The 15,142-nt window shown below is 46.8% G+C and carries 7 protein-coding genes; 1 reads left to right on the top strand and 6 read right to left on the bottom strand.

The window, feature by feature from the left end:
- Positions 1-6 precede the first annotated feature (6 nt).
- Both BLV66_RS02445 and BLV66_RS02440 read right to left on the bottom strand, forming a co-directional pair.
- A complete protein-coding gene (locus tag BLV66_RS02445; protein WP_086984911.1) occupies positions 7-993 on the bottom strand; it encodes a mannose/fructose/sorbose PTS transporter subunit IIA in 987 nt (328 codons plus the stop codon).
- Between the two features lie 208 nt (positions 994-1,201).
- Positions 1,202-4,078, bottom strand: a complete 2,877-nt coding sequence (locus BLV66_RS02440) for a sigma-54-dependent transcriptional regulator (RefSeq protein WP_425445303.1) — start codon at positions 4,076-4,078, stop codon at positions 1,202-1,204.
- Between the two features lie 240 nt (positions 4,079-4,318).
- Here BLV66_RS02440 and BLV66_RS02435 point away from each other — a divergent pair, with 240 nt between their 5' ends.
- Complete coding sequence (locus BLV66_RS02435) at positions 4,319-4,780, top strand: DUF2798 domain-containing protein (protein ID WP_086984916.1); 462 nt, start codon at positions 4,319-4,321, stop codon at positions 4,778-4,780.
- Positions 4,781-4,890: 110 nt separating this feature from the next.
- Here the strand turns inward: BLV66_RS02435 and addA are convergent, their stop codons facing one another.
- The 4 genes from addA to BLV66_RS02415 all read right to left on the bottom strand — a co-directional run bounded on the left by addA (position 4,891) and on the right by BLV66_RS02415 (position 15,116).
- Positions 4,891-8,703, bottom strand: coding sequence for a helicase-exonuclease AddAB subunit AddA (addA, locus tag BLV66_RS02430; RefSeq protein ID WP_342746281.1), 3,813 nt, complete (start codon positions 8,701-8,703; stop codon positions 4,891-4,893).
- Positions 8,700-12,338 (bottom strand): PD-(D/E)XK nuclease family protein, encoded by a 3,639-nt coding sequence (locus BLV66_RS02425; protein ID WP_086984918.1) that lies wholly within the window; start codon positions 12,336-12,338, stop codon positions 8,700-8,702. Before BLV66_RS02425 ends, addA begins: the two co-directional genes overlap by 4 nt.
- 465 nt (positions 12,339-12,803) lie before the next feature.
- Positions 12,804-13,955, bottom strand: a complete 1,152-nt coding sequence (locus BLV66_RS02420) for a protein kinase family protein (RefSeq protein WP_086984920.1) — start codon at positions 13,953-13,955, stop codon at positions 12,804-12,806.
- Between the two features lie 153 nt (positions 13,956-14,108).
- Complete coding sequence (locus tag BLV66_RS02415; protein ID WP_086984922.1) at positions 14,109-15,116, bottom strand: PDDEXK family nuclease; 1,008 nt, start codon at positions 15,114-15,116, stop codon at positions 14,109-14,111.
- Positions 15,117-15,142 lie beyond the last annotated feature (26 nt).

The raw sequence follows: 15,142 nt of genomic DNA, 5'->3' as shown, positions 1-15,142 counted from the left end.
TTCTTGTTATGCCTTAGCTAATTCTTCCTTAGCTTTTTTCAGCAACGAATCCATTTTTTCCGATGAATCATTCGGAACTTTCCGGACATCAAATTTAACGCCTTTTGCTTTCAATGTTTCGAATGCTTCCACATCTTTAGGCCCCATTGACAAGACCTTATTCACAACAACTTTGCCGACTGAGTGAACCATTGATCCGACATTCAATTCTTTAATCTCCACGCCGCCTTCAATTGCCCGAACGACATCTTGCACGTTTTCAAAAAGCAAGAGCGCATGCGTGTTCCCAAAACGAGGATCCTTGGCAATTTCGATCATTTTTTTGATTGGAATTACATTGGCTTTAACTCCTGGAGGAGCTGCTTGCACGATCAGGTTTTTCCGTAATTCATCTCTTGAAACATCATCAGAAACTACAATGATCCGATCGGTTCCGGCTGATTTCGCCCATGTTGTTGCTACTTGTCCATGAAGCAAACGTGAATCCAAACGAACTAACGATAACTTGATTTTGCCATCGCCAACGACTGTCCCTGGGGGAAGGCTGCCTTTTAGCTGTTGCCCCTTAGAAGCCGCTTCCACTTTCTTTGGCTCTAAACTTTCAGGTTTAGCTCTTACGCCCTCCTTCGCTGCTGGAAGAATTTGTGCGGCAATCTTTTGTGCCGATTCACTGCTTAGACGTGCAGCATACGCTTCGATGACCATTGGAAGGTTCATTCCAGCGATGATTGCCCATGTGTCTTTGTGCGCTTCGAAAAGACTGTTGGCTTGATTGAACGGTGTTCCGCCCCATAAGTCGACTAAAAACAACACTTCCTCTGGGTTGTCAAAAGATGCGATAGCCTCTTGCATCTTTGCTTTGACATCGTCAGGTCCTTCGCTAGGTGCCAAGGTCACTGCTTTGACATTTTCTTGTTCGCCGAAAATCATCGAAGCAGATTGCAAAATGCCTTCAGCGAAATCCCCATGACTTGCTAGGATAATTCCTACCATTTGTATACCTCCTATTGAATGTATTTTGTGACTGTTTGGATAAATAGCTTGGTAGGCTATTTCCCAGACACTTAACTATATGCAAAAAGCGTGCCAACTTAGTGTATGGCTCATTCTCTCGGAGAAAAAAACAATAAAAATACACTAAAACCCACAGTGTTTTAGTGTATCGTTTTAATTTATCATTAGTGTATGAGGCAGTGTATCGTTATTCTTGATAGGCAAGCAGTTGCTGCAGATAGTAAACTTCATCTTTCGGCATTTCAATTTGAAAGGTGCCGCTCAGGAGATTTAAGGACTGTTCCAGCTGCTTAAATGTTTCTGTCTGTTCGGTCGTTTCCAGCTCTTCTTGCGGCGCGATCAATGTATCTTGGCGCAGTGACCGCTCAAACATTCCCGCGATGTGCATCAAAAGATTGATTGCTTGGGAATAATTTTCTTCATTCTTCAATAAGGAAAGACTAAACTTCCACAAAGGTTCGATCAGCTTTTTCGGATTCAAGAAAGTAAAGCTTTGCGTCATGTATTCCACGCATATCTGCTTTGCCTTTTCCAATGTCAGCTCGCTTTCATCATAGGATTCGGACTCTTCCACTAAATAGTCCAATACTTTTTCGGCATCCCCGTTGAAGAAATGTTCCATTGGAATGAAAACGGCATCGATTTTTGGTTTGACGATCCCTGTTGTCGCCAGGATTTCATACTCCTGTTGCAGGTTTGCCAGCTGCTCATCTATTTCGATCACCGAAATCGGCAGTACCTCGATTTCCACGTCAAAATATTTTTCTAAATGCTTGTCGATGAGCTCTTTCATCTTTTGCGCGGTTCCTTCACCCGAAGCGCAGATCGCAATGATTGCCTTTTTGCGATCTAAAGTGTGCCCGTTCTCTTCTCTCGTGGTCACGTTGGTGCCTGCATAACCACGAAAAGATTTGAGTGATCGATAAATTTCATCAAGTGTCGTTTCAACAAGATTCGTCTTGCGCACCGTCTCCAAAACGATTGGGGTCGTGACCATGTCGATTGTTTTGACCTCAATTCCGGTTTTTTCCGTGATTTTTTCCGAAAAGGTCGTCAGCGAGCCCATATCGACCAGCAAAATGACGCCGCTCCCTCGATCGATTTCTTGGACACAATGAATAATTTTTTCGAGGGCCACTTGGGGCTTCATCTCAAGAGGCATATCTACAGCGCGAATATTGTCGACCCCCAACAATGTCGTCACAACCTCCGCCATGCTCGTTGCTGTACTCTTGCCATGGGCTGCAATCACAACACCCACTCGCCCGGTGACCTTGTCTTGCTTTAATGAAACCAGCAACAAAGTCAGATAATAGGTCTCCACCTCAGGGATGTTGATGCTGTATTCTTTTTGCAGCTCCTGTTTCATCCATTTTGCGACAGCAAACTCTTGGGGATAATCTTCCACCATATTTTTGATGCTTGCATGGAGCGTCCGGCTGCTTTCCCCTAATTGAATCCGTTTTAAAAACGAACTGATGTGGAGACTCATCGCATAGACGAAATTCCGTTGGATGTGATAGTCCAAATGATCTTGCGCATACTCAAACATGTCTTTTGCAAAGCGAATGATTCGTTGATCAATGATTTCGGAAAGCTTTTTCTCCGTGTCAAAAGTCAAACCCGTATCACGATAAAAAGACTTCAGATGGACATTGATGTCTGTCGTAATATAATGGTTGATGGATTCCTTATCTAGCCCCTCTTCCCGCAGCAGCGCGGCCTTATTCCCAATAATTTCATATAAATTATAAGGAAGCTCATAGGAATCGCCTTTCAGCGGGCTTTCCGCTCCTTCATTCGGCACCAACGTCAGCACGGGCTCCAGCATCCGAGTGAGTTCATTCAAGCGCTCACGATGATTATTCGCCAGATTGAGAAGGCCGTTTTGGATTTCTGGTGTAAGCTCATCCAACGTAATCGCTATTTCACTTGAATTCATATAGTTCAAAAAGGCCCGCGCACAAACAAGCTGGACATTCGATTTCAGCTGCCCGACATTTCCGTAGGTTACGCTGCCGATCAAAGCTTTCACTGCATCCTGTTTCACATGGATACTTTTTTGGATTCGATTGGCTTCGATCGAGACCATCCGCTTCAACAAATCCACTTGTTCCGCAATCGGACGCTCTGAAAATTGCGGTAATTTAATGACGATCGGAATGCGTCGCACAAAGGTCTGTAGCAAACTGGAAGCGGGATCTTCCGTCGTTGCACAAACAAGACGGACATTGACTTTATTGGCTTTATCGGTTTCACCTAATCGATTATAGGTGCCGTGATCCAGAAGATAAAAAATCATTTCTTGCCCTTCAGGCGGCAGGCGGTGCACTTCATCCATAAAGAGCATGCCGCCGTCTGCCCGTTGGATCAACCCATCCGTCGTTTCTGTTGCTCCTGTAAAAGCACCTTTGCGGTATCCGAATAAATGAGCCATCAATAATTCGGGATTGTGAGCGTAGTCTGCACAATTGAACACAACAAGCTCCTTATCAGCTGCAAAAACTTGATTTGCTCGCGCGAAACGAAACATCGCATGAACAAAAAAGGTTTTCCCGCTTCCTGTCGGTCCAGTGATCAAGCAGCTTAACCCCTTAGGAGGATAGAGGATTGCCGCTTTTGCCTGATCAACTTGCGTCCGCATACTGTCTTTTGAACCGATTACATTCGCAAATACCTCATTTTTTGTTTCACGGATGCCTGTATTATTTCCTTCCCGGGTTGCGGGAACACGAGAAATTTCAGAAGCAGGCATGCGTGTTTCGCTCTTAGGCCTTGCTATTGGAGTGGGTTGATCTTCTTTATATGAGTGCATCTTTTTTTGTGGTTGCTTTTGCCATTTCAAAGAGTGATCCGCATATCTTACCGGACGCCCAGAGGATTTGATTAGTTTTCCCTGACGCACGAGCTCATTTAAGTCACTGCTTGCATTGGGCCGTTTGATTTCGAGCTGCGTCACAACATCCTGAGTCGTCACACCTTCGTTCCCTTGTTCAAAAGCAACTTCTGTCCACTCCTGTGAGCAGATTTTGATATACTCGTAGATTCTATCAATTCGTTTCACCAAGATTCCCCCTTTTACTTCATCGTCCTAAAAGTACCATATTCCCGAAAGAAACGAAAGCGGAAGCTTACGAAAAGTGCCATTTAAAAGAGCCTTTAAGAGCAATCTCAAAGGACACTTATGCAATAGTCATATAATGAATTTAAAAACACTTAAATTAATCCTGAAAATACTTCTTACACGCTTTCTACATTTGTGATACCATGGTTGACGTTGCACAAAAATAGAAGGAGTGTTTATATGCCCACAAACAAAAAAGAAGGAATTATTTTTACGACGATAATGTGCTCGATGATGGTGGTAGGAATGAGCCTTTATAATCTGCAGTTACATGACAATTTAGCTCTTATGCCGCTTGTAGCAGGATTAGCACCGGGTTTTGTTGTTGCCTTTGTTTTAGACGTATTCGTTGTAGGAGTAATCGCAAAGAAAATCGCTTTTCGACTACCCATCAAAAAAGAAAATAAGTTGCAGTTAATTTTGACAATCTCCAGTTTGATGGTTCTAGGGATGGTCACTTTCATGTCATTATTCGGTGTTCTGATTGAAGGCGGCATCCCTGATAATTTATGGGCAGCTTATAGCGAAGCGTGGAGAATGAATGTTATTGTCGCTTTACCATTACAATTGTTGCTTGTTGGGCCTATGTCCCGGACAATTCTTGGTAAAATCCAAGCCAATGGTCAGCTTGTTTCGGAATAAACGTTAGCGCATAGGTGTAAAAAAATCAGAAAAAGGTGCAGCATCCCTTGGCGAAAACCAAGGATGCTGCACCTTTTATTTGTTGTTCAATAACATACTGCCGTAATCAATCAGACAACCACATTCGTATGGTTCGAAAGTAGCGCGATGTACGCCGCGCTGACGGGTTTCTGACGGATGGTCTCAAGGCCCTTCTTGTACAGATTCATCTGGCCGCGGTACTTGTCGACGATGTTCTCCGGCAATACCGGCGCTTGATCGCCCACGAAATCGGTTTTAAAGTCGTAGAGGACGATGTGATCGTCGTACTCGATGAAACCGTCGATGATACCGTGAATCAGCAGATTGTCAGTTGAGTCTTCGGGCATCTCCGCGAATATCCGGCTAGCCGGGATCAGCAGTGAGAACGGCATTTCCCGTTTCACCTTGTCAGCATTCGCCTGAATTTCCTGTCCCAGTTCCGTCAGGAAGAACAACGCGATCTGTTTCGCGTCGAGCTTCTCCGCAACAGCCTTCTCAAGCAATCCATCACCAACCAATTCAAGCAACAGTTGCGTCACATAGGCTTCAGTGATTTCCTTTTCCAGATCCACGGACTGCATCACAAAATGCGTCGCGGTACCGATTTCGGCGCTGTTCGGCATCACCGTTTCCTGCATGAAGCGCGGGCGCGGGAATTCAGGCTCCACATAGCGGGAGACCCTCTTCGTGTTGGAAAGATCCAGCTTCAGCATATGGCTCTCGTCCGGATCCTCGAACAGCCGCTTGATCTCCGATACAGATTGGTAGCTAGTTGTCGTCGTCGCCGCTTCGTGGGGATATTGCGCCTCCATCAGGGCAACGGCCAGCTTCATTTCTTCCGCCAGGGAATGTTCATGCGTTTCTACCTTGGCAGACGCCATCTGCTCGATTTCATCTTTCCACTGCGATTCGTTGATTTCCTCCATGGCGACCGGGATGTAGGACAACAGATCTTCCTCGCGGTAAGTCTGGATGCTGAAGTGCACCGGGTAGTGCGTCAGTTCGCCCCGGTATTCCTTATGGAAATGGTCGTTCTCGGCATCCTCATGCCGGTACAGGCACATACCGAGCCATTTCATCATCGAACTGGCCTGCAGGCGCAGGTAATCCGGCAGCAGTTTTCCGCTTGTCCCGTCGGCCACTTGCCAATCGGCCCAGAGCTTCTCTTCGGATTTGTAGGAACCGACCAGGAACAATTTCTGTTCGGCGCGGGTCAGAGCAACATAGAGCTTGCGCATCTCTTCCGCCAGCAATTTCTTTTTCTTTTCGATCGCCAAAGCCTGGCGTGCCAAGGACGGGTACTGGACCCGTTGCTGGACGTCGAAATAATCGGTCCCGAGCCCATGCGTCTCCGAGAAGATGTATTTGCTTTGGGTGTCGCTCAGGTTGAACCGTTTCGACAGATCCATCAGGAAGACGACCGGGAACTCCAGGCCTTTGCTGGCGTGGATGGTCATAACCCTGACAGCATCCTCGTCGTCGCTGAAGGAAGTCGGCTCAGCCAAATCCTTGTCGCGCTGTTGGATCTTCTCGATGAAACGGATGAACTGGAACAGCCCTTTGTAGTTCGTTTCCTCGTATTTCTTGGCCCGCTCATATAGTGCGTGCAGATTGGCCGTCCGCTGTTTGCCGGCTACCATGCCGCCGACATAATCTAGGAAGTGCGTGTCGTTGTAGATGGTCCAGATCAGGGTGACGAGGCTTCTGCGTCTGGCAGTGTTGCGCCATTCGTGCAAGCGGCCCATGAACAGCGCCAGTTTGCTGTGGGCATCCTTGATTTCCGTAGACTGGTCGATTTCAGAAGCTTCGCATATTTTGATGAAATGCTGCACGGCTTCGTAAAAATCGCCGTTCTTCTGCTGGATGCGGATGAGCGCCAACTGCTTCTCGTCCAAACCGACGATCGGCGAACGCAGGACTGCAGCGAGCGGGATGTCCTGGCGCGGGTTGTCGATCACCTGCAACAAGGACAGGATGATCGAAACCTCGGTGCGCTGGAAATAGCTTTCCGTGTCGTTCAGGATGAGCGGTATCTGGAAATCCTTGAAAATCTCCAGGATGACGAGATTATTTTTCTTCGTCGGCGTCAACAGCACGATGTCGCGGTAGGAAAGCGGCCGCTCTTCCTTGGTCTTTTTGTCGTAGATCAGGAACTTTTCGTCGATCAGCGCCTTGATTTTCTGCGCCACCATCGTGACTTCCCCGGCCGTCTTGTCGTCGATCGTCAGGTCGGCTTCGAGATCGTTCTCCGGCGCGAGGGCTTCCTCGCCGTTGTCGACGTCCTCCGACAGGTAGATCAGTAGTTCCGTCTGGTTGCGCTCACTCTCCGGGAAGGATTTGTTGCCGGCTTGGAGCTTCGCGGCTTCATCGTAGTCCATCTGGCCGACTTTTTCGTCCATCAGCTGTTCGAAGATGAAATTCGTGAAATGGATGACCTCTGCGCGCGAACGGAAGTTTTCGGCCAGAATGATCCGTTCCCCGCCGTTTTTGTCGGCAAAGGCCGCGTATTTGCGCAGGAACAGGCTCGGGTCGGCCAAGCGGAAGGCGTAGATCGACTGTTTGACATCCCCGACCATGAACAGGTTCTCGGTTTCCGGCTGATGGCGGGTCACCCAATAGAGGATGCTCTCCTGCAGCTGGTTCACGTCCTGGTATTCGTCGATCAGCACTTCCTCGAATTTGTTGCGGTAATAGGCGCTCGCGTCGCTCATCTTGCGCTCCCCGTCTTCGGCGATCGGGGCCAGAATCTGCAGCGTCAGGTGCTCCAAGTCATTGAAATCAAGCACATTGTCGTCCAATTTCCGTTCCCAATAGGCTTCGGAAAAGCGTTTCGTCACCCGGGCCATCTCTTCGGCATACGGGTGGATGCCTTTCAGCACTTCTTCCTGTTCCGCAAGCGGACGGTTGAGGTACTGCGCGCTCAATGCGGCGAAATCCTTCTTGTATTTGTCGCGCAGGTTTTTCAGCAGCGCTTTTTGATCCTTCACTTCATCCGGATCGGCTTTCTTGGCGCTTGGCCAGCGTGCAAACTGCACTTGTTCGTTCGCAATCGTGTAGGCAAATCCATAGTCATCCTGCTGGACAGCTTCCAACAGCCGGTCGGCATAGCCCTGCTCGGTTTCGAAAATTTCGCGCTGGGCAGCCGTCTCCACGTCTTGGCCGGCCAAATGCTTGGCTTGTTCGATGTCGTAGCGGATGCCTTCGATCAGGCTCAACAGCTGCGGCTTCAGCAAATCCTGGTAGAGCACGCTGTTCGTCAACCCGTCCTCGGTATTGTACAAAGATGGCAAGGAGTCGAGCCAGCGGTAAGGATTCGGATTCGCGCGCGAAAAATCGTAGAGTGAGAAGATCAGCTTCATCAGATCGTCATCGCTGCGGTCCTTCGAGTAAGCCTTGGCCAGATTCTTGAAGTGCGTATCCGGCTCACCGTAAAGCTCCTCCTTGACCTCTTCCCAGACGTCTTCCTTCAGCAGCTCGACTTCGATCGTGTCCGCCAGCAAGCGGAAGACCGGATCCAGATCGATCAGGTAGAAGTAGCGTTGGATGACCTTCAGGCAGTAGGCGTGGATCGTCGAGATGTTCGCCTGCGGCATCAGCGAGAGCTGCTTGATCAGGTGCAGGTATTGTTCCTGCGACTGTGCTTCGTTGATGGCGGTCTGGATGGCTCCCGTCATCCGTTCCTTCATTTCCTTGGCTGCGGATTCGGTGAATGTTACGACCAGCAGTTCATCGACGTTCGTTCCGCCCTTCACTTTTTCGATGATCCGCTGAATCAGGACCGTCGTTTTGCCGGAGCCTGCCGAGGCGGAGACGAGGATGTTGTCCCCGGTCTGATAGATCGATTGCCATTGCGTTTCCGTGAATTTTTCATTGGGTGTGCGTGCCGGTATGCCCGTCATCATTGCTCCTCCCCTTCCTCGTTGGATTCTTGATTGTTCCCGTCATTCCTGTCGAGTTCTTCCTTGATCTTCGCAAGGACATCTTCCCTGCTCAACTTGATGTATTTGCGGTAACGGTTCTCCGGCAGCGTGTTGTCGAACTGCGAAATGGCGCGGTAAGGACCGCTGACGGTCGGCGTATACGGCCTTTCCTTGATCGGGTCCAGCTTCAGGTCGCCGGAAAGGATCTTGTCGCCGGCCTCCACCATGTTTGCCCGATTCTTGGCGATCAAATGGTTGAAATCATCCAGTGTGATCAAATCGTCATTTTTGCCAAGATTGCCGGCCTTCAGTTTTTTGAAGGTGAAGATTTCCGAAGCCTGGCCGCTTTCGACAGACGGATCGATCAGGTCCAAAACGGCCGTGTCGTTCAGCAACAGCCCTTTCAGCTTATAATCGGTGATGATCGTCTTCTGGTAATCCTCGAGTGTCATGAAGCTGTTCTGCTTGATGAACGGGTTCTTGACGTGCAGATAGAAGGCACCTGCAGGCAACGTCTTCCCGGCCAACAGCTTGTCGGCGTTCAGCAAAGCCACATCCAGATAGGTGATCATCTGCATTGCCAAGCCGTAGTAGGCGTCGGAGAAATCGAAACTGTGCGCGCTCGATTTGTAGTCGAGGATGGTCAGGTAATTCGAGTCCCCGGCATTGACCAAATCGATCCGGTCGATCTTCCCGCGGATGTGCAGAGTGCCGCCGTTATTAAGCGGCATATCGAGTCCGTCCAGCATCTGTTCGCCGCCCATTTGGCCAAAGACCGCTTCGGTACGGATGTTCTTCAGCGCTGTCCGTCGGCTGTGCTGGTTGAGCACCCAAGCCATCTTCTGGATTGTTTCGCCCAATTGGTCGCGGATGAAGTTCATCCGGTTGGAGGTCCTCAGAATTTCGAATTTTTTACTTCCGTAGAGCTCATCCAGGACGGCATCGGCAATCTGTTTGACCGTCTCCTCGCTCAGATTATCAGTATCGATGAGCCTGCTCTTCAGATGGTTGACGATCTTTTCCAAAGCTTCATGGAAAAATTCGCCTGTGCCGGCAGCGGACAGCTCGTATTTCGCCCGTTCCTTGAGCTTCAGGCCGTATTGCAGGAAGTGGCTGTATGGATCTTCGAAATAGCGTTCGAGCTGCGAAACCGACAGATACAGCTCTTTCCCGTAGAGCTGTTCGGCAACCGGCGCCGTCAGCTTGCTCGGCACATTCTTGTGCCAGAGGCTGGCGAAGACCTGCTGCATGATCCGTTTGGCTTGCGGATCCTTGGAGATGTACGCCAAGATGTATTTCCATAGCGTCGGCACCGGCTCGTTCGTCGCGCGCTGGTGGCGCAAGAGATGGACCAGTTGGCTGATGTTCTGTTGTTTGCTGCCGAGGAAGGCAGTCGTATCCTCCGCATCGGCGATGTCCTGGTGCTTGATTTCGACAGGGATCTGCAGCGCATTGGCTACGCGCGACACATATGGAGAAATCTTCGGCGATTTCTTGCTGTCGTCCGCACTCATCGGATAGCTGAAGATGACCTTCTCCGTCCCCGAAAGGAAAGCCTGATAGGCCACATACGGTTCGGCGGCCATCGATTCGGCGGTTGTCGGGTGCAGGTATTTCTCTTCATTATTATTCAACGAACCGCTGAGCCGTTCGCGGTCTTCTTCGGTCAAAAGCGATTTGTTTTCTTTCTGCGCAGGCAAATGGTCCTGGGTCATCCCCATCAGGAAGACCACCTTGGCCGGCTCGAAACGCGCCCCCTCGATGCTCGAGAAGACGACCTGATCAATGCTCGGCGGCACCAGACTGAAGGTCGCGTTCTGGAAACCGGTCAAAAGGATTTCATGGAAAGCTGCCGCCTGGAAAGGGCTGTCCCCCAGAATTTCGACGTATTCGTCCAGCAGATTCAGGAAAACTTTCCAGATCTGTTCCTGCTGCCGCGCCTGGATCAGGTCCCCTTGCGCCAATGCTTGATCGCGCCAGAAGAGCATCTGTTTGTCGACTTTGGCGGAGATCAGGAAATTGTACAGATTCTTAGCGGCTTCCCGGCCGGTCTTGGCTTTCGCCATCTTTTGGAAGAACGGCAGCAGCAGATCCCTCAGATAATTGCGGACCTCGTTGGAAGTGTCCTGCATCCGTCTGTCCTCGGGGCTCTGGTTGCTGTTGCCGTTCTCGTCCCTGAATGTCGCGAAATACCAGTCATCTTTCGAAAGCCAACTGTTGCCTTCATAGCCGTATGCAAGCAAGACATTCTCGGTCACATCGACCTGTTCGCGGAATCGCAGCACGGCTGCCGATTTTTCCTCAAGCCCTTGCGGATTGTCAGGATTGGCCGGCGTCAACAGTTCCGTGCGCAGCAAGCGCATGATGTCCGGATAGCGCCAATGATGGCGGCGGATGCGGAACAGCGCGTCGATGAAGTCCATGAACGGGTGGTGCTTCATGGCGTCCGCCTTGTCGTAGAAGACATCCATCCCGTCCTTATCGAAGATCGGCTTCACGATCGTTTCGTATTCCTCGACCGTCCGCGCCAAGATCAGGATATCTTTGTAGCGGTAGCCGTCCTCGGCGACCAGTTTTTTGATTTCGTTAGCCACATGGAAAACTTCCGCCTGTTTCGTTTCGCAGCCCCAAACCCGGATATCCTCTTTTTGAGCAGCCGTCAGCTCAAACGAGCCTTGGATTTTGTTGGCAGTCGCATCGGTGGATGCAATCCAATAATTCTCCAGTGTCAACAGCGCATCCTTATAGCCGTACGTGTCCTTCGCAACCCAGTGGTCTTTCATGACCTGTACGCGCAGACTGCGCGCCAAATGATAGAGCGTATGGTAGGTTGATCCGGCCGTATAGAACAATTGATGCATGGCAGGCGGTTCGTCAACGTAAGCTTTGTCCAGCGCCAACGTGATCGTGACTTGTTTGGCGGAGCGCAGCAACGTCGTGACGATCTGCAGCTCGCGGGCCGTGAAACGGTAAAAGCCGTCGATGAAGACATAGGTATTCTGCATATCAAGCGTTTCGATGACGCCGGCCAGCGCCTCAAGGATGACCTCCTTTTCGAGATACTTATCCAGCAGCGCTTCATTGAAGGCATGGTAAAGCTCCTTTAATTCGGTCAACTTCAGCTGGAAATCGGCCTCGTTGCCGGATTCGGCCTGGTTCGCCAAAATCCCCTGCAAGTCGTCCTCTTCGATGCGCCCGCTACGCAGCTCCAGAAACAGTTCCGTCAGTTGCTTGATGAAGCCTTCTTTGTTGGCTTCCCGGCGGAAAAGGATCAGTTCCTGTTCCTTCTCCATCAGAATCTTCCGCACCAGCATGCTGAGGCCGGCTTCCGACAATTGCTGCTGTTGGAAAATCGGCGACTTCTTCAGCAGATACCACGCCAACCGGCTGAAACTGAACGTCTGCAGATTCATCGAGCCCATCATGTCCTGGTCGCGGAACGCCTCGAATTGCCAAAGCTTTTCCAGGATCGACATCTCCGCCTCGAACTTCGCATGCTCCGGAACCAGCACAAATACCTCCGCATCCGGCTCCTCCGTCATGATCCCCGAAATCCGCTCATATATCGCCTGTTTCTTATCCGCTGATTCCTTGCCTAAAATAAACTGCAACCCCATCGGATCGCCTCCTGTTCGTGTAAGTCAATAAGGTTATTTTACCATACAGGGGTGGTGAAACATTGGGTTTAGGGGTAAATAAAAAAGCGGAAATCCTTTTTTCCGCCTTCTTAATATTGGTATAAAAAATAACCGAATAAATTGTATTGCGACCTACCCACCAATGCCATTCGAATGATTTTAACTGAAACCGAGATTGCATCAAATGGCCGTGGATCTTAAATAAAAGAATACTAAATCAAGTACATAGATTCCAGATATTTCAGCAACGAACTATGAAATTAGTTAATTAATAATCTGAGAACAAGTGCTCATTTGCTGAGCTCTGCTGTCAAATTATTATTGTATACACCCTTAGAGTCTCCATTTTTTACTACCGGTGTTAACATCCATTTTTCACACTATACTTCTCATGAAATAGCATCTCCTAAAATTAAATTTAACTAGATTTTCTCAACGCCTCACTTAAAATACTTTGCGATAAGATGCTTTCAATTCTTGAATACTTTGATATCTCTGGCTCGTGTCTGGATGTGTTCCTTTTTCTACAAATTTTCTCATACGTCCTTCTTTCATTCCTTCAAGATTCATTTTGCCAGTCATAATAAAAAATATTAATCTCGTCAAAGCATATGTCTCATGTACAAAATCGTATTTATCAAACCCTATAACTTGGAGTACCCCATCATTTAGTGAACCTTTAAATTCAGTTCCAACACTAGTCAAGGTACTCTCTCTAGTTTTTACTAATCCAAAGTCAGAGATCTTGATAATATTAATATCATCATATCGTTGTATCAAAATGTTCGTAAAACTGATATCCCTATGAAGATAACCTTTGGAATGTATATATTCAAAACCACGCAGAATTTGGTTTACTAACGACACTCTCTCAGAATGCTTAATTTTGTTATTGTTAGTAGAAATGAAGTGATGCAATGTTTCATCAGCACATTCCATTGTATATTCATTTTCTGAATCGTTATATTGATAAACCTCAATGACGTAAGGTGATTTCAATGCTTTCATTATTTCGAATTCTCTTTTAAATCTATCCTTTTCTTTTTCGTTTAAATCCTTATTAGCTTTCTTCACAACAAAGCATTTATTATAGAAGTCATCTTTATACTTAAACACTTTTGCATATGAGCCTTCACCAATAAGCTTTAATGGATATTTTGTTATGTTATCCTTATGCTTTACTTCTGTAGTATCCACATGTGAATAAATAGGTTCATATTCAATAATTTCCACTTTATTGAAATCAGACGGTATCGCACTTCCGCTAGAATGCTGTAAAAATTTTTTACAGTCCCTAAGTACCGCTAAATAATTTGGGTTGATTCGAATATCCATTCCTGTTTTAGTAAATATGTCATTTGAATCTTCAATAAGTTTAATCCAATGTATAAGTTCCCGGCTTTCAGCTGCAGTATAATATCCATTGCTTAATCTAGAGTTTAAATAAATCAATAATCTATTTAATTCATGATGGGAGAGCGCCAGAAAATTTCTTAATGAGTCATCTTCAATATCCTCATATAATTCCTCTTCTCTGATGTATTCATCTATTGCATTTTCTTCATTAACTTTATTCAAATAGTACTTTAGATTCATAGTTTATCTTTTGCCCCCCTCTTTTAAAACTATTATGCACAGCCTCGGAGACTATTGAGCCCCTTCAGTAATTCTTAAAACATCTGTTTTCTTGAGATCAGAAAAATTAAAATGTAAGTATACAGAGCTCTATCGTAAAATACCTATTTCTTTTTATAAGCACTTATCTTTAACTTCTTTGATTAACAAGTCTGTACATTCCTCACTAATTGAATACATTGTCTGCCTAAAATTAAAGCCTTGTTTAGCAACTCTTTTCATCTCAGAGGCCGATAATGGATTTTTTAATTCTTGGAACTTTTCAAGTTTCATATAATATTCGTAGTTATGATGTCCATCACAATCTTGCTTTTCCAATTTACCTGAAGCAATGCCATGTGCTATTATTCCAGTACCACTTTTGTATAAGAATACAGTATCACCCTTCTGTAATTTTGATACTTTTTCTCTCCATCCCGGGTAATATGCAGCTGCCTTGTGTTCCTTCAACATGTCTTCAGTGTGCTGTTCGTTATTTGCATAGTTTGTATTAAGAATATACGTGTTGCTTTCATACTCAAGTAACCCTTCTACTGGAGAGTACAAATTAAATTCAATGAAGTATTCATTATTTATTTCAAAAACCCAATAGACAACTGCATCGATGTTTAATCCGTTTTTCTTCCAATATGCTATAGCCTCAACTGTTTTTTGATCTAATCCGTTTGTTACTATCAGAAAATGTTGTTTTCGATTATATTCCTCTTTGCTAATTCTGGAACTATCTGCAAGATCGAAATACTGTTGATGTATTTCGTATAACTCTGCATTTGAGTCTTTATCTCTGAGATATTTATTAAACAAATCATTCAACTCATCGTAGCTGCTATTACCGTAAAGTTGCCCATACCTTAAGACTTGCAATAAGTTTTCTTCATGAGAACTCCATCGTTTAAGTTCAAATATGAATAAATCTCCATTCTTATCAAGTGCTAAGATATCTGGCTCTTCTTGGCGCGGCCTTTCATTAAAGATGGTCATTAATTCATTTGTAGAAATTAAATCCTGTATGTGATTAGATAGCAGTTTCTGCAAATCCACCTCTTTCCAACCAAGCGATTTCAAGTTGACTCTATTAACCTTTGCATAATCTTTTGTAACCGTATCTAATTTATATAACATAATATCCCCCTAACTATCACACTAAA

It is taken from the genome of Trichococcus collinsii (assembly GCF_900107505.1).
GTDB lineage: Bacteria > Bacillota > Bacilli > Lactobacillales > Aerococcaceae > Trichococcus > Trichococcus collinsii.
The sequence above is the reverse complement of the archived record's forward strand: the minus strand, read 5'-3'. Positions and strand labels throughout refer to the sequence as shown.